Below are 17,015 nucleotides of genomic sequence, written 5' to 3'. Positions count from 1 at the left end.
TATGGGCTAAAAATATCCACTTTATAGCAGCTGAGCAACTAAAAAATCACCAACCTTATAAACCCATGGATTCTAGCGTCTTGCCTTTGGTCTCTTCACCCAGGACTAAAATGACCACAGCCACTGCAATCAGTACCGCAGTAAACATGGTAAAGACATAACTGAAACCGTTTGGCATCCCCATCAAATGGGTTACGGCAAAAGGTGCAGCAATCCCGCCAATACGGCCAATTGCACCCGCCCAGCCTGAGCCGAAAGCACGAATATTGGTTGGATACTGTTCTGGGGTATAAGTATAGAGAACACCCCATGCTCCCAGATTAAAGAAGGACATCAGACAGCCCCAGATCACAATTTCAGTGACACTACCGGACTGGCCAAAGAAATAGGCTGAAATCGCACACATGCCGATAAATCCAGCCAGAGTCGCCTTACGACCGAGTTTTTCGACTAGCCATGCTGCCGCAATATAGCCTGGCAATTGCGCCAGAATCATAACAAGGACATATTCAAAGGACTGTACGATGGTATAGCCTTCCTTGACCAGAAGGCTTGGTAACCAGGTAAAAATACCATAGTAGGAGAAAACGATTCCAAACCAGATCAGCCACAGCATCAAGGTGCGGCGGGCAAAAATACCACTCCAGAGCTGGGTAAACGAGATATTCTGCTTGGCAGCCACGGGTTTAACTTCAAAGATTTCCATGACTTCGACGCCGCATTTGCGCTCAATCTTTTTAACCAGAGCCTGTGCTTCATCTACCCGGCCACGATTGATCAGATACGGCACCGACTCAGGCACCAGTTTCCAGATCACAAGCGCATACAGTGCCGGTATTCCGCCAATCATGAATGCAGCTTGCCAACCAAAATCAGGAATCACAAAACGCGAAACCAACGCAGCCACCAGCCAGCCCAAGCCCCAGAAACTTTCCAACAGCACAATGAAACGACCACGTACCCGTGCCGGGATATATTCACTGACCAGTGTCACCGCAACTGGCAACTGACCACCCAATCCCAAACCGACAATAAAACGAAATACCAGTAACCAGGTCAGATTAGGTGCAAAGGCACAGGCAGCGGTTGCCAGACTATAAACCACCAGCGTACTGGCAAATACCGTTTTACGTCCCCAGCGATCTGCCAGTCCACCTGAGAAAATTGCCCCAATCGCCATACCGATAAAACCGATCGAAACCACCCAGCTTTTCTGGTCAGCGGTCATCTGCCAGTCTTCAGCCATTTTCGCCAGAATAAAGGAAATCAATCCCGTATCCATGGCATCAAACATCCAGCCAAGACCAATCACCCATAAAAGAGTGTAGTGGAACTTGCCGATCGGCAAGCGCTGTATCCGAGAAACTAAATCCATAACAAAAATCTCTGATCAGGTGAAACGGGAGATGCTGCTGTCCCAACAGGAGGTTTGATTTTTTATTTTTTTATACTACGAATACGTACGCCTGCGGGAAGTTTTCCCTCCCACAGTTACCATAATTCATATCAAGATTCGTCTTTGGATGAAGCAGACTGTTCGTCATCATCCTTATAGATAAACTTCGGCATTTCCAGCCCGAAATAGATCGCAATCAGACGCAAACTAAAGCCAAAAATCAGGGTGGAAATAATGGTTAGTTCGAGTGATAGACCGAAATTGCTGCAGAGCCAATAGAAGATGACTGCAACAAAGGAAATACTGGCATACAGTTCACGGCGGAAGACTAAAGGCACATCATTACATAAAATGTCACGTAAAATACCGCCCGATACTCCGGTCAGAACCCCGGCGACCGCACTGACTACAAAACCATGTCCCATTTCCAGCGCAATCTGGCAGCCAATGATGGTAAAGCCAATCAGGCCCAAGGCATCCAGTACCAGGAAGATATTGCGTAAATGGCGCATCCATTTGGCAATCAGGATGGTGACAAAGGCGGCACAGCAAGTCAGCACCAGATATTCCGGGTGTTTGACCCAGGTCAAAGGATAATGGCCAAGTAGTACATCACGTACCGAACCACCACCAAGCGCCGTAACACAGGCAATAATCGTGACCCCAAACCAGTCCATACTACGCCGACCGGCAGACAAGGCTCCGGTCATGGCTTCAGCGGTAATTGCAATAATATAGATGACGGTCAGTAACATCGCCCTGCTTCCACCTGAGGCTATGAGATGGCGGCTATTCTAAGCTAAATCTATGTGAAAATTATAAAAAATGCGCACAACATTGCTTAAATTTTTTCTCGGAGCCACAGATGCACGGCTGTTTCATTGTAAGCTGTTGATCTGTCGTTGGATCTAGAAAGTACCAGCGATTCTCGAACTTTACAAAATGTGAAATTTCATGATGAATCTGGGCCTGCTTGCCATCGTGATAATGTGCTTTGAACTCGACCAGCGCATGGGTCTTGTCCAGCTTTTCATTGGCCTGCACGATTTCCAACTTCAGCCATTGATTGGTTCTACTCCATTCAGCAATGGCTGGCATGTCCAAAGCCTGCTGCTGTCCACGGGCAGTAGTCTGCTGGATATAATCAATTTCATGCTTGGCAAAGGCACTATACCGCGAGCGCATTAATTGCTCGGCGTTTTGAGCCAATTGCTGGCCCTGATGTAGTGGCTGGCAACAGCTTGCGTATTCACCTCGTCCACATGGACATGCTTCTGACATTTCAATTCCATAAAAAATAGCCCGACAGTGCGGGCTATTTTAGCAAACTTTTAGCTTCGTCCTTCGGGCGCTGAACTAGTCTTTCCGGTTCGCTGGGGCAATGATATGCACCTTATCAATCTTGTGGCCGTCCATCGTGACCACCTCAAAGATATAATCATCTGCTTCGAGCTTTTCGCCATTTTCTGGCAAGCGCCCCAGATGGAACAGAATATAACCCGACAATGTCGAATATTCTTCCGTTTCATTGACCAGATCACGATCCAGAAGCAGTGACACGTGGCGAATATCGGTCGAACCATCCAGAATCAGGCTGCCATCTTCCAGGCTTTCTACAGCTGCTTCTAGCTGGTCTTCATCCGGGAATTCACCGGCAATCGCTTCCAGCACATCAATCGGTGTCGCCACCCCTTCAATTGAACCATATTCATTCAATACCAGTGCCATTTGTAGCGGTGCCTGACGTAGCTGATCCATCACCATCAAGACCTGAGCATTTTCATGCACAATCACAGGTTCACGCAGATGTTTTTCGAAGTCCAAAATACCTGTTTCGATGTATTCATTCAGGACTTTATGGGTTAGCACGACCCCAGCAATATTGTCCAGTTCACCACGCGCCACAATCAGGCGTGAATGGCTCATATGCAATAACTGCTCTTTGATACTGGCATGATCATTTTCCAGATCAATCCATTCCAGTTCAGGACGTGGTGTCATCACCGATTTCACCGGACGTTCTGACAGGCCAAGTACGCCCTGCACCATAACGCTATGGTAGACTCCACTTTCGTCGTCATCAAAGACTTCATCAGCAAAGGCACGAGTCGCCAGTACATCTTCCGGTTCAGAAGAATCATTGTCCTGAGCCGGTTTACCGCCCAGCATACGCATTACGGCAGACGCAGTACGGTAACGCATATCAGTTGTCGTCACCATTTTTTCCTGATTGCGTTTCATGGTCTGGTTAATGAACTCGACAATCACCGAGAAACCAATCGCGGCATACAGATAGCCTTTTGGAATATGGAAACCGAAGCCTTCAACCACCAGCGAGAAACCAATCATCATCAGGAAGCCCAGACAGAGAATCACTACTGTCGGGTGCTTGTTGACGAAATCCATGAGGGCTTTAGAGGCCCACAACATGATACCGACCGCAATAATCACCGCGATCATCATCACAGACAGATCTTTGACCATACCAACCGCAGTAATCACGCTGTCGAGCGAGAACACGGCGTCCAGTACCACGATCTGCACAATCACCATCCAGAACACCGCCTGAACCGGATTTTCTTCCTTGGTCACAGGTTTGGCTTCCAGACGCTCATGCAGCTCCATAGTGCCTTTAAACAGCAGGAATACACCACCGAATAATAAGATCAGGTCGCGTCCTGAAAATGGATGCTCAAAGATATGGAATAGCGGTTCAGTAAGCGTTACGACCCAGGCAATCGATGCCAGCAACACCAGTCGCATTAACAGCGCCAAGCCCAGACCGGTAATACGCGCTGCATTACGCTGTTCGGGTGGAAGCTTTTCCGCCAGAATTGCAATAAAGACCAGGTTATCGATCCCGAGTACAATTTCAAGAACAATCAGTGTGAGTAAGCCAATCCAGGCAGAGGGATCTGACATCCATTCAAAAATCATTGCATCTGCTCCTCTAACCGAGGAGAAAAGCAAGTATTTGCATGATGAGATACAGGTTGATACCCGACTTGAATTAAAGACTTGATAATGTGACGTTTTACTGAATTAAAGCGCCAACTTCGACTACCCATGTGAGTTCTATTGTAGTAAGACAGACTTTCAGTATATCAAGAACAGCATGAAATTCACCTGTTTTCATCCGGGATTATGGATGAATTTGAATGAAAGATTTTGTCCTAAAATGAGGTCTGCTCATGGAATTGTCATATTTGTTAACTAAGTTATAGTAAGTAGATAAAAAAATGATAAGGTGAAAAAAATAAATGCAAAGTGTAATGGAAATGACCGATTATTTTAATGATAACTCCCCAAAAACAACACGCCCGCTAGTAGCTTTATATTGTGGCTCTCGTGCCGGCAACAAACCGATTTATCTGGAAAAAGCGATTCAACTGTCACAAGGTCTGGCCGAACATGGTTTTGGTCTGGTCTATGGCGGCGCCAGTATTGGTCTGATGGGCCAGGTGGCAGACACCATGATTCAGCATGGTGGTGAAGCGGTGGGCGTGATTCCGGAATTTATGCTGGATTATGAGATTGCCCATCCTCAACTCACAGAACTGCATATTGTCACCAGCATGCATCAACGTAAGGCCATGATGGCAGACCGGGCCTGTGCCTTTGTCGCCTTGCCGGGTGGTTTAGGAACCTTTGAAGAAATTCTGGAAATTGCAACCTGGGGTCAGCTGAACCAGCATCAAAAACCGATGATGCTGTATAACGTCAATGGTTTTTATAATCCACTGATTGCCCAGCTTGATCTTGCCGTGCAGGAAGGCTTCTTGCCACCCCAACATCGGGCTAAACTGATTATCTGTGAACATGCAGATCAGATTTATACCACCTTGCTGAATCTGGATGCTCCGCAACGTTTCGTCGTTTAAATTTTCTTGTCTGCTTTAAATAGCAATGATTTAAAGCCATAAAAAAGCGAGCTTGATGCTCGCTTTTTTCATTTATACATGCAAAGCCATTAACCGGAAATCGTGTGATAGAACCAAGGCAAAGTCGTCGCCAGAAACACACTAATGGCTAGACCAAACATCAGTTTCATCGCGTCTTTGCTGACATTCCGTGAAGTACGGTGCTTGTTGACTTCGGTCACCAGCATCGAAATCGCAAATTCACGACCAGCCAGTAACCCCAAGAATACCCAAGTGGTACTCATCGGGATGTTACTCCACTCTTTGAACACCAGCAGAATCAGCGCATAGATAAAGTCGATAATCGTAGCAGAACGGACATCCGTCACCCCGGTCTTGGTATCAACAATATTCTGGATAGCTCCACCACGCTGGTAAAGAATCATGCCCAGCAGGATGACAAAGACAGAAATTGCAAAGATCAGGAACTCAAACGGCACCTGACGTGGCACATAAACAAAGATATTGGCCAGATCCTGGATCAGCCACTGGCTCCACAGAAATGCCGTAGATAGCCATTGCAAGGCCATCCACATCGGAGAATGTTGCTGATCACGGGTTTCACTGAAATAGACCGCGAGTTTTTTCATGACCAGACGATAGATCACAATCGCCACAAAGAAAGCGACGGCGTAACCCATCATAGACTTGGTCAGCATGGAACCCAGACTGCTCGGGGAGAAGATCGTGAGCACCAAGAAAGTAGTACTGACCGGAATGCCATATTTAGTCAAAATAATCAGTAAAAGAGGCGGTACCACATATAGCCAGGTGACCCCATCTTCAGGGAAAGGAATGGTTTCCAGACGTCCATAAGAGGCATCCCCTACCCCAGAAGCAAACCAGCCATACATTAACACCACAACCAGAATAGTACTGATGTAAATCCAGAGTACCCACCATGGGCGATGTGAGTTCGATGAAATAAATGTTCCTAATGTTTGCGGAACATCATTCCCCACGATGGAATAGGCGGCCAGACAGAAGCCAACTACCATCAGAATCTCGATGGTCATAAGTACAAAACCTTTTACTAAACAGTTCCCAGTACAGCAGTTCTGGAAGTTTGCCCCAGATTATGACGGTTTTATTTCATTTTCATGACATTTCCGTCATATTTTTTGTAGCCTGCTCCTTAAAAAGAAGCTTGAAGTGTTCCAAAAATGACGTATTTATGAATCTGTATCAATTTGAGAGGTTCGCAGTATAGAAATATATCTTTTACCCTTTCCTCTTCAATAACTGAAATCAGGCTGTGAATTCATTAGCATTTTGTCTACACGACTCCTATTCACAATCGTTTTTATTTCAGTCACACTGCTGCATAGATTTCTTTAAACTATTCAAAATAGATGATTTTTTAAATCCATGAATGTCACTCCTACGCATCAATCCCTACAACCTGAATTCAGACTGCTGGTCTTGCTGGTATCGATTGGCTTTTTCATGCAAGGCCTGGATACCACGATTATCAATACCGCCTTGCCTGCGATTGCCAGTAACCTGCAGGAAGATCCGTTACGGATGCATAGTGTGGTGGTGGCCTATGTGCTTTCTGTGGCAGCCTGCATTCCCTTAAGTGGCTGGCTGGCAGATCGCTTTGGGGTTCGGAATATCTATTTTGCAGCGATCATTATTTTTGCTCTGGCCTCACTCGGCTGTGCCTGGTCTGAGAATCTGAATGAACTACTGGTTTATCGGGTATTTCAGGGCATTGGAGGTGCTTTGCTGCTTCCAGTCGGACGACTGGCCATGCTGAAAATTATTCCTCGTACCCAGTTTCTATCCGCTATGAGTCTGATGAGTCTGGCCGGACTAATGGGTCCTTTAATCGGTCCAACCTTAGGTGGCTGGATGGTGGAATACCTGTCCTGGCACTGGATTTTCCTGATCAATCTGCCGATTGGTCTGCTGGGTGCATTGATTACCTTTAAAGCTATGCCCAATATTACCGAACCGACGGTACAGCGTTTTGATTTTGGCGGTTTTATTCTACTGGTCATCGCAATGATCGGCTTGTGTCTAGGGATTGAAAACTTTGCCAATCCACAATATCCACTATGGTGGAGCTTAAGTCTGGTCGGAAGTGGTCTGATTGCCTCACTCATCTACGCCTACCATTCGCATACTCATCTGAATGCACTATTTCGCAGTAAATTATTTAAAAATAAGATCTATTCGATTGGCATTCTGGGTAATTTCTTTGCCCGGCTCGGCGGTAACTCGATTCCGTTTTTATTGCCTTTAATGTTGCAGGTCGCTTTTGGTTTTGAACCTTTTATTACCGGTTTACTGATGATTCCAACCGTACTCGGTTCTTTAGCATCTAAACCGATTATCCGCAAAATCATTCAACGTTTTGGTTATCGTAGAGTCTTGTTGATCAACACCTTGCTGGTCGGTCTATGTATTGCCAGTTTTGCCTTGACTACGGCGGAAACCCCTATCTGGCTAAGAGCCATTCATTTCTTTGTGTTCGGGATTCTGAATTCGCTGCAATTTGTCTCAATGAATACACTGACTTTAAAAGATTTAAGCCAGCAGGATGCCAGCAGTGGCAACAGTTTCCTGTCGATGATCATGATGCTGTCAATGAGTATCGGGGTGGCACTGGCAGGTACGCTAGTGAATATGTTTAGTGCCTACTTCGGCCCTGAACAACTGGACAATGCCTTCCACGTTTCGCTGCTCTGTCTGGGCTGTATTAATATTATTGCTGCCTATATTTTCTGGCATATCCCCAAAAACACGCCAGTCTAGGGCAGAATATAAACTCGATATGAATATCTCTAGATTAGGCCACCGTGCACATGAAAGCAGCTCCTACTTCTAGCAACTGGAAAAAATACTCAGTGATTGCAGTCGGGCTGCTGATTACGCTTGTGGTAACCACTGTGCTTTATCTGCTGGTTTTCAAACAGCCATCAGCGCATGCAGCAGATTATTCGATTCATGGTTTTGATGTTTCCCATCATCAGAAAGAAATAGACTGGAAGAAAATCCCGAAACAGAAATATAAATTTGTCTATTTAAAATCCACAGAAGGTGGTGATTTTAAAGATACCAAGTTTCAGGAATACTGGCTGCAGGCCCGCGAACAGGGCTTTCTGGTCGGTGCTTATCATTTTTACCGGCTTTGCCGTGATGGTAGTATTCAGGCTCAGAATTTTATAGAGTCTGTTCCGCGTAAAATGGATGCCCTGCCACCCGTAATGGATCTGGAATATGACAGCAAGTGCATTAATCACTACTCCAAAGAGCAGCTGCTCAAGGAAATCCGGATCATGCATGATGCCTTAAAACACCATTATGGCAAGCAGCCGATCTTCTATGTGTCGAAATCTTTTTATAACATCGTGCTGGCGGGAGAGTTTACTGACGTACCGCTCTGGGTACGTGAGTACCAAGGTTTACCAGATTTAAAGGGTCAGCCTAAATGGACCTTCTGGCAACATACCAGTCAAGGTGAAATTCCTGGCATTGCCCGTACTGTGGATCTCAACGTGTTTTATGGCTCAGAGCAGGACTGGATCAAATTTTTACAGCAGAACAGTATTCCCACCCAGGATCAGTCCAAACCTCCGGCCAAGAAATAAACCCAATTTCTTCCTGATTCAACCATGAAATAGATATTGAGTCATCTAGGCAGGATATGCTTCGTATTGAATAATGCTTTAGCCTGTTTACTTGTCAATCCGGTCTCTTCCCAATCCAGCTAAAGCCACTTAAGATACTGGATATGCGCAAAATTATTCATATCGATATGGATGCCTTCTACGCCTCGGTCGAGCTGCGTGAACGTCCGGAGCTGAAAACTTTGCCTGTGGTGATTGCCTCACATCATCCCCGGGCAGTAGTGGCGGCTGCCTCCTATCCGGCCCGTGAGTTCGGACTGCGTTCTGCCATGCCGATGACTCAAGCACGTAAGCTCTGCCCTCAGGTCATCGTGATTGAACCGGATTTTGCCAAATACCGTCAGGTCTCTGCGCAGATTCACCAAATTTTTCAAACTTATACCAAGGTCATCGAACCGCTTTCACTAGATGAAGCTTATCTGGATGTCACCGAAAATTTGCAGCAAATTCCGAGTGCCACTGAAGTTGCAATGCGCATTCGTGAAGATATTTTTCAAACTACTGGACTAACCGCTTCTGCTGGCGTGGCGCCGAATAAATTTCTCGCTAAAATCGCCTCTGACTGGCATAAGCCGAATGGAATCTGTGTCATCAAACCTTCACAGGTGCAGCGTTTTATTCAGGATCTTCCACTGAAGAAAATTCCCGGTGTGGGCAAAGTCACCCAAGAAAAACTAAAAAGTCTGAATCTGGAAACCTTGGGAGATTTACAGCAGATTGAAGAAGCGATCCTGATTCAGCATTTTGGCAAATATGGACGGCGCCTGTTTCTCTATGCTCAAGGCATTGATGATCGGCCAGTCGAAGCTGAACGGGAACGCCAACAGATTTCCAAGGAAACGACTTTCGATGATGATCTGTATTTACCGCAATGCCAGCCTTACTGGCAGCCATTAATTGCCCAGCTCTGGCAGAGTCTGGAAAAAAAACAGCTCTCTGCCCGCGGGGTTACTGTAAAACTGAGAATGAAAAATTTTCAGACCATGCAGCATAGTAAAAGCTTCAGCCAGCTGCTGCGTAGCCCGCAAGAACTGGAGCAGGCTTTACACTTATTGCTTCAAGAGATGCATATTACTCCTCAACTGCAGTTTCGGCTGATTGGGCTTGGCGTCTATCAGCTCGCTGCACGTGAAACAGAAACGCAATTGCTGCTGCTTTAGGCCTATTTTGTACAAGTATTAGACGTTAGTTTAAAAATACGGCAACTTTGTTTTTACATTTTGAATTTTTGGAGTACTCTATCTGCGCAATGCATTATCCATGTATGTGCTGAGATGCTGAAAATCACCTTTACTTTCAGCATACTGTCCTGTGATTGACGTGACGATCAAATCCGAATATTACAGGGCAACTCTGATGTATCTCATGGAATCCCTCCCTGCATGTCCTCTGTAAATTCTTCTGTTATTCAAGAACGACGCGCGCGTAAAGCGGCGTTATCCAGTTTTGTTGGTGCTGTTGTCGATTGGTATGATTTTCTCCTTTACGGCATTGTTGCGGCCTTAATTTTTAAAGACCAGTTTTTCCCAAGCATTGGTGCCAATATGGGTACCTTGGCGGCTTTAGCCACCTTTGGGGTAGGCTTCCTGTTTCGTCCTCTAGGCGGTGTGGTATTTGGTCATTTCGGCGACAAGCTCGGTCGCAAGAAAATGCTGGTTCTGACTGTGGTCCTGATGGGGATTTCCACCGTCGGGATTGGTTTTTTACCTAATTTCGAAGCCATTGGCTGGTGGGCACCGGTTTTACTGGTGACCCTGCGTGCCATTCAAGGCTTTGCAGTCGGTGGTGAATGGGGTGGTGCTGCCCTGATGGCGGTGGAAAATGCCCCTAAAGGCAAAAAAGCCTTTTATAGCAGTGGTGTTCAGGTCGGCTATGGCGTAGGTCTGGTACTGGCAACGGGTGCGGTATCCGTTATTATTGCCACACTGGGTGAGGAGGCTTTTGCTGAATGGGCTTGGCGCATTCCGTTTATTGCCAGTATCGTGCTGATCGGGATTGCGATGTGGATTCGCCGTGATCAGGATGAATCTCAAGAATTCGTAGAGAAAGTGATTAAGGCAGATCATCATCCAGAAAAACTGCCAATCTTGCAGGCCATCAGCAAACATCCTAAAGCTTTCTTTTATATTATTGCCTTACGTTTGACCGAACTGCTGACCATGTATCTGGTCACCAACTTTGCCCTAAACTATTCCACCAATAATCTGGGCATGGACAAACAGTTCTTCCTGAATATCACCCTGATGGTCGGTGCGATCAGCTGTTTCAGTATTCCTTTCTTTGCCTGGCTATCGGATAAAATCCAGCATAAAACCATGTGCGTCTGGGGTGGTCTGATCGGTGCACTGTCTGCCTTTCCGTTTTTTATGGCACTGGATGCACAAAATACCTGGATGATTATTGTTGGCGCCATTCTACTGGCCAATGTCGCGCATGACATGGTGGTCAGCGTGCATCAACCGATTTTTACCTCGCTATTTGGTACGGAATATCGCTATAGCGGTGCCGGAGTCGGTTATCAGGTCGCCAGTATTATTGGTGGTGGTTTTACCCCAATGATTGCAGCCTCCTTAGTGATTTGGGGTGATGGTTCATGGCATTATGTAGCCATCTATCTTGCGATAGGCTGCCTATTGACTGCATTAGTCGCAGCCTTGATGCCAAAAACCAAGGATTAAGCTGATGTCTGTTCAACGTTTGCATGTTTCACAACGCTTTTCTGAGATCGCCATTGCCGGCAATCTGGTTCATCTTGCCGGCCAGCTGGCGACAGATCTGGATCTGGATATCAAAGGTCAAACCCAGCAGACACTGGATATTATCGATCAGTTCCTGGCGGATGCCGGTACCGATAAAAGCCAGATCATGTCTGTGACGATTTATCTCAAAGATATTGAAAAAGATTATGCAGCGTTTAATGAAGTCTGGGATGCCTGGGTATCGGATATTCAAGCCCTACCCCGCACCTGTGTCGAAGCTAAACTGTATGATCCACGCGTGTTAGTGGAACTGACTGTCGTAGCCGTCAAACCTGAATAGACTTCTATTCAGGCCTAATTGCTACTCATCTAAAATAGAAAAAAGTATGCACTTGGCATACTTTTTTCGTTTAGGTTCTATCAGTTTAATGCTTTGACTTTACGTCGTTCCAGATCTGAATAGAGATGATATTTTTTGAGATCATTCACAGCGGTAAATCTCTGGTCTTTACTGGAATGCTCCTGCTCACGCAGGAAATCTCCTCGTAACTGATAATATTCCGGTACATCTTCATAGCGAATGACCCGATAACCGGCCATAGTCAACAAGGCATCCTGAAATTGCGCCTGCTGTGGACGTTTTAAAATCACCGGATCATCGACGGCTACAATGGCAACAATCTGATATTGCTGATCCAGAATCACAAAATCTGCAATCAGATCACGATACTTGTGCCGGGTACGACCAAATTTGGTGGTAAGTAGTGCATCATAAGAAACATGGGCCAGTACAATATAATCAGGCAATACTTCTTTCAGGCGTGTAAACGTCAGTTGTTCATTTGGATTAAAAATAGCGCGCTGTTTTAAGGCGCTGTCTTGTGGTTTTGGGCTATTCCTTAGCTGCTTCCATGCCATGAGCACGACACAGAACACCAAGAAACTCCCTATAATCATATAGGTGGTCATGACTCAATCCTTGCATTCTTATAATCATTCTTGTTTTATTGTTATCCAGTATAAACCCATACTATTTTTAAAATTGCCCTGCTACCATTCTGTGTAGAGACCAATACAATTCTTAGCAAAACTTGATTGCCAGTTACTTAAAAACCGCTTTTTGCTATTTCAATAGAAATTAGGGTTAAATCCTTATATGCGACTGTAAAATAGTCTCCTGATAGATCGCAATATAAATCGGTTGAACTGTAAGACAATTCCGACAAAGTGTTATTTTTATATCATTTTTCAAAAATTTAAATCGACTAAAAATAAAATATTTTACATTTTAATTGAGAACCTGAAAGCCGCATCAATAAAGTCTGAACATAAAAAAGACACCCGAAGTGTCTTTTTTATCAGCTTAATCAAGCACGTGATTTTGGCTTTGATTTTGCTTTAGGTTTAGGGCCGCCGAATGGCTTTTTCGCATCACCCGTTTCACGCGGTGGCAGACCAGTATGCTGGGTCAGAATCTGGCCTTTTTTCGGACGGTTATTTTGAGCCTGACCACGATTACCTGGGTTAGCAGTACGTTTCTGTGAATCACCCGCTACAGTCGAATTCTTCTTACGTGCAGACTGGTATTGCCCATCTGTACCAGCAGGTTGATAGGTTGGAATCAGATGCTGTTTCGAGTTACCAATCAGATCCTGACGCCCCATTTCCTTTAAAGCTTCACGCAATAAAGGCCAGTTGTTTGGATCATGATAACGCAAGAAGGCTTTATGCAGACGACGACGTTTCTCACCTTTCACGATGTCCACATCTTCAGTATAACGCGCGACTTTCGCCAGCGGGTTTTTACCGGTGTAGTACATGGTGGTTGCAGTGGCCATTGGTGATGGATAGAAGGTTTGTACCTGATCGGCACGGAAGCCATTCTTTTTCAACCAGATAGCCAAATTCATCATGTCGTAATCGGTGGTACCCGGATGCGCCGCGATGAAATAAGGAATCAGATACTGTTCCTTACCGGCTTCTTTACTGAAACGGTCAAACATCTGCTTGAAGCGGTCATACGTCCCGATCCCCGGTTTCATCATCTTGGATAATGGACCTTTCTCGGTATGCTCTGGTGCAATCTTCAGATAACCACCCACATGATGGGTGACCAGCTCTCTGACATATTCCGGGTTCAATACGGCAAGGTCATAACGCAGACCTGAGCCAATCAGAATCTTTTTAATACCCGGTAAAGCACGTGCCTTACGATACAACTGAGTCAACGGTGCATGGTCAGTATGTAAATTTTGACATACACCTGGGAATACACAAGATGGTTTACGACAGTTCTTCTCAATCTCAGGATCTTTACATGCCAAACGGTACATGTTGGCTGTTGGGCCACCTAAATCCGAGATAATTCCAGTAAAGCCCGGTGCAGTATCACGAATCTTTTCCACTTCACGTAAAATCGATTCTTCAGAACGGTTCTGAATAATACGGCCTTCATGCTCGGTGATCGAACAGAAAGTACAGCCACCGAAACAGCCACGCATAATGTTCACTGAGAACTTGATCATGTCAAAGGCCGGAAAGCGTGCATTACCATAGGATGGATGCGGCAGACGTGCATAAGGCAGGTCGAACACATAATCCATTTCTTCGGTAGTTAATGGAATCGGTGGTGGATTGATCCACACATCACGTTCGCCATGTTTTTGTACCAAAGCACGCGCGTTCCCTGGATTAGTTTCCAGATGCAGAATACGGTTGGCATGCGCATACAGCACAGGGTCATTCGCCACTTCTTCAAAAGAAGGCAAACGAATCACTGCCAGTTCACGTGGTGGTAATTTATGTTTAATTGCTTTAGAAGCTGGTTGTAGCTGCACAATTTGCGTATCTGGATCTAAATTGTCCCCTTCACGCACGATTGGATTGGCTACGACTTCTTTCTGGAAATTCTGGTATTGGCTTAAGCTGTTGCCTTTATCTTTTTCAATTTCACAGCCATCAATATCTTCGCTCATCACATAGGGGTTGATGATCGGATCGACACGGCCAATGGTATCGACATCATTGGATGCGATTTCCACAAACTGGGCTTTCGCAGCACGGTTATGTTTATTGATAATGAATGCGGTACCACGAACATCAGTAATCTGATGAATCTTTTCACCCTTAGCCAGGCGATGCATGATTTCAATGATCGAGCGTTCGCCATTACCGTACATCAACAAGTCCGCTTTAGAATCCATTAAGATCGAACGACGGACTTTATCTGACCAGTAGTCATAATGTGCGATACGACGTAATGAACCTTCAATACCACCGAGTAATACCGGCACATCCGGGAAAGCTTCACGACAACGTTGGCAATAGACGGTTGCTGCGCGGTCTGGACGTTTATTCGGCTGGTTATCTGGAGAATAAGCATCATCTGAACGAATCTTACGATCCGCCGTATAACGGTTAATCATCGAGTCCATATTACCGGCAGAAACGCCCCAGGCAATATTCGGCTTACCGAGTACACGGAAGGCTTCTACATTAGTCCAGTCCGGCTGGGCAATAATCCCCACGCGGAAACCTTGTGCTTCGAGCACACGTCCAATGATCCCGGTCACAAATGACGGGTGGTCAATATAGGCATCACCGCAGACAAAAATAAAGTCACAACTGTCCCAACCGAGTTGGTCCATTTCCTCGCGTGACATCGGCAAAAAAGGCGCGGGTTCAAAACATGACGCCCAATATTTGTCGTAATCAAACAACGCTTTAGGCGCAGTCTGAGCGGTATAAGCAGTAGACATGGCTAGCAATTCTCGGCTGGCAGATGGAAGATCAGAAAAGTGATCAAAGATGAAAGCCGAGTATTTTAGCATGAATTCGGCTTAGGTTGCTTGATTATAATTTATACAAAAACAGCTTTAAGACCTTTATTAGGAATATATACTCATCCTGATTTTGAAGAATCATTTATAGGTTTTAAACGCTGTGCCATCAGCAAGCCTAATCCTAAAATAATAGCGATAAATACACTTAGTCCTAACCATCCGGAATTTTCCCAGACCAGTCCACTCGAACTTCCAAGTAAGCTTGAACCCAGGTAGTAACAGAACAAATAAAGGGACGAACCTACCGCACGATACTGTAAGGATTGCACCGATACCCAGCTACTGGCAGTTGAATGAGCCGCAAAAAAGGAAAAGGTAAAAATCAGCAAACCAATAAAGACTAAAGCCAAGTTATTAATCAACATTAAGGCTAAGCCAAACAGCATGGTACAAAGCATGGCAGCAAGTACCCTATAACGTCCAAACTTCCTGCTCCAAGCTGCGGCTCGTGGCGAGCTATAAATTCCGGCCAGATAAGTAATCGAAATCAGACCAATCCAGACATGAGACAATTCAAATGGCGCTTGAATCAAACGATAACTCAGATAGTTAAATACCGAGACAAATCCCCCCATCAGGATAAAGCCCTGTAAAAACAGAATTCTTAATTTAGGATCACTCAGATTCTGCTGAAATGCTCTGATAAAACGGCTGAATTGAATTGGATAAGCCTGAAAGTGTCTGGACTTAGGTAATAGATAATAGAAGGTTATAGCGATACATAGGTTCAGTAACCCAATGATCAGAGTCGCAGATTGCCAAGAAATAAAATCGACCAATGTCCCTGCGATCAACCGTCCGCTCATGCCCCCAATCGCAGTTCCGGAAATATACAGCCCCATGGCAAAGCCCACATCCTGCTCTACCACTTCCTCTCCAATATAAGTCATCGCCACGGCTGCCACACCACTGACCGTTAAACCAATCAGTACTCGTGTGGCTAGAAATATCGACCAGATTGGCAGTAAAGCACTGAGTAACAGTAAGACTGAAACTGAAAATAACGACCAGACCATTATCGGCTTACGGCCAAAACGGTCTGAAATCAGACCAGTAAAGATCAAGCCAATAGCCAAGGCAATGGTAGAGAAGGAAAGTGGAAAACTGCTTTGTGTTGGAGAGATATGAAAATAATCCGCCAGAATCGGCATCATCGGTTGGACACAATACAGCGATGAAAAAATCGCGAAACCCGCCAGAAATAAGGAGAATAAAATAGCTTTAAAAGCAGATGAACCATATGCGATATGGCTTGAAGATGAATTTGAGGACATATCCGCTCCATGAACCTGCTCAGTATACTCTTCTCAATTCGCCTTTTATGTGATGATTCAGTTTAAATAACCATCGAATAATTAATTTTCTTAAATTCCAGGCATAAAAAAAGCCCCCTGCATGAGCAGAGGGCTTTTGGAATAATGAGCTGGCGATGACTTACTCTCACATGGGAGACCCCACACTACCATCAGCGCTAAGAGGTTTCACTTCTGAGTTCGGGAAGGGATCAGGTGGTTCACTCTTGC

At 45.3% G+C, this 17,015-nt stretch carries 14 protein-coding genes and 1 rRNA gene; 6 read left to right on the top strand and 9 right to left on the bottom strand.

Annotated features, from left to right (window positions below; translation table 11 throughout):
• Nucleotides 1-55: 55 nt before the first annotated feature.
• The 4 genes from FTV13_RS05820 to FTV13_RS05805 all read right to left on the bottom strand — a co-directional run bounded on the left by FTV13_RS05820 (nucleotide 56) and on the right by FTV13_RS05805 (nucleotide 4,333).
• A complete protein-coding gene (locus tag FTV13_RS05820; protein WP_180011313.1) occupies nucleotides 56-1,375 on the bottom strand; it encodes an MFS transporter in 1,320 nt (439 codons plus the stop codon).
• Nucleotides 1,376-1,506: 131 nt separating this feature from the next.
• Nucleotides 1,507-2,151: a trimeric intracellular cation channel family protein gene (locus FTV13_RS05815; RefSeq protein WP_034169794.1), complete on the bottom strand. Its 645-nt coding sequence runs from the start codon at nucleotides 2,149-2,151 to the stop codon at nucleotides 1,507-1,509.
• 61 nt (nucleotides 2,152-2,212) lie between these two features.
• Nucleotides 2,213-2,677 carry a YchJ family protein gene (locus tag FTV13_RS05810; protein WP_180011312.1) on the bottom strand — a complete coding sequence of 155 codons (465 nt, stop codon included), beginning with the start codon at nucleotides 2,675-2,677 and terminating at the stop codon, nucleotides 2,213-2,215.
• 75 nt (nucleotides 2,678-2,752) lie between these two features.
• The gene (locus FTV13_RS05805; RefSeq protein WP_159123942.1) at nucleotides 2,753-4,333 is read right to left on the bottom strand and encodes a TerC family protein; all 1,581 of its coding nucleotides are present in this window, start codon (nucleotides 4,331-4,333) and stop codon (nucleotides 2,753-2,755) included.
• 323 nt (nucleotides 4,334-4,656) lie between these two features.
• Here FTV13_RS05805 and FTV13_RS05800 point away from each other — a divergent pair, with 323 nt between their 5' ends.
• The gene (locus FTV13_RS05800) at nucleotides 4,657-5,277 is read left to right on the top strand and encodes a TIGR00730 family Rossman fold protein (RefSeq protein ID WP_034703864.1); all 621 of its coding nucleotides are present in this window, start codon (nucleotides 4,657-4,659) and stop codon (nucleotides 5,275-5,277) included.
• Nucleotides 5,278-5,366: 89 nt separating this feature from the next.
• On the opposite strand, the gene FTV13_RS05795 is transcribed toward FTV13_RS05800, so the two are convergent.
• Complete coding sequence (locus tag FTV13_RS05795) at nucleotides 5,367-6,332, bottom strand: hypothetical protein (RefSeq protein ID WP_159123941.1); 966 nt, start codon at nucleotides 6,330-6,332, stop codon at nucleotides 5,367-5,369.
• Between the two features lie 352 nt (nucleotides 6,333-6,684).
• On the opposite strand from FTV13_RS05795, the gene mdtD reads away from it, so the two are divergent.
• From mdtD to FTV13_RS05770, 5 genes are all read left to right on the top strand, one after another.
• The gene (mdtD, locus tag FTV13_RS05790; RefSeq protein WP_179992221.1) at nucleotides 6,685-8,076 is read left to right on the top strand and encodes a multidrug transporter subunit MdtD; all 1,392 of its coding nucleotides are present in this window, start codon (nucleotides 6,685-6,687) and stop codon (nucleotides 8,074-8,076) included.
• Between the two features lie 50 nt (nucleotides 8,077-8,126).
• Complete coding sequence (locus FTV13_RS05785; protein WP_180011310.1) at nucleotides 8,127-8,912, top strand: GH25 family lysozyme; 786 nt, start codon at nucleotides 8,127-8,129, stop codon at nucleotides 8,910-8,912.
• Nucleotides 8,913-9,055: 143 nt separating this feature from the next.
• Complete coding sequence (gene dinB, locus FTV13_RS05780; RefSeq protein WP_180011308.1) at nucleotides 9,056-10,111, top strand: DNA polymerase IV; 1,056 nt, start codon at nucleotides 9,056-9,058, stop codon at nucleotides 10,109-10,111.
• A 222-nt stretch (nucleotides 10,112-10,333) separates the two neighbouring features.
• Complete coding sequence (shiA, locus tag FTV13_RS05775) at nucleotides 10,334-11,629, top strand: shikimate transporter (protein WP_179992224.1); 1,296 nt, start codon at nucleotides 10,334-10,336, stop codon at nucleotides 11,627-11,629.
• Between the two features lie 4 nt (nucleotides 11,630-11,633).
• Entirely contained in the window at nucleotides 11,634-11,990 is a 357-nt protein-coding gene (locus FTV13_RS05770) for a RidA family protein (RefSeq protein ID WP_005233436.1), read from the top strand.
• Nucleotides 11,991-12,070: 80 nt separating this feature from the next.
• Here the strand turns inward: FTV13_RS05770 and FTV13_RS05765 are convergent, their stop codons facing one another.
• From FTV13_RS05765 to rrf, 4 genes are all read right to left on the bottom strand, one after another.
• A complete protein-coding gene (locus tag FTV13_RS05765; RefSeq protein ID WP_166136543.1) occupies nucleotides 12,071-12,619 on the bottom strand; it encodes a DUF2726 domain-containing protein in 549 nt (182 codons plus the stop codon).
• 398 nt (nucleotides 12,620-13,017) lie between these two features.
• Complete coding sequence (locus FTV13_RS05760) at nucleotides 13,018-15,408, bottom strand: YgiQ family radical SAM protein (RefSeq protein WP_180011370.1); 2,391 nt, start codon at nucleotides 15,406-15,408, stop codon at nucleotides 13,018-13,020.
• A gap of 143 nt (nucleotides 15,409-15,551) precedes the next feature.
• Nucleotides 15,552-16,766 carry an MFS transporter gene (locus FTV13_RS05755; protein WP_180011306.1) on the bottom strand — a complete coding sequence of 405 codons (1,215 nt, stop codon included), beginning with the start codon at nucleotides 16,764-16,766 and terminating at the stop codon, nucleotides 15,552-15,554.
• 147 nt (nucleotides 16,767-16,913) lie between these two features.
• Nucleotides 16,914-17,015 (bottom strand): 5S ribosomal RNA (gene rrf / locus FTV13_RS05750); the annotation flags it as partial.

Source organism: Acinetobacter sp. YH12235 (genome assembly GCF_013417705.1).
Classification (GTDB): domain Bacteria; phylum Pseudomonadota; class Gammaproteobacteria; order Pseudomonadales; family Moraxellaceae; genus Acinetobacter.
Note: the sequence above shows the minus strand (reverse complement) of the source record. Positions and strands in the feature narration are given on the sequence as shown.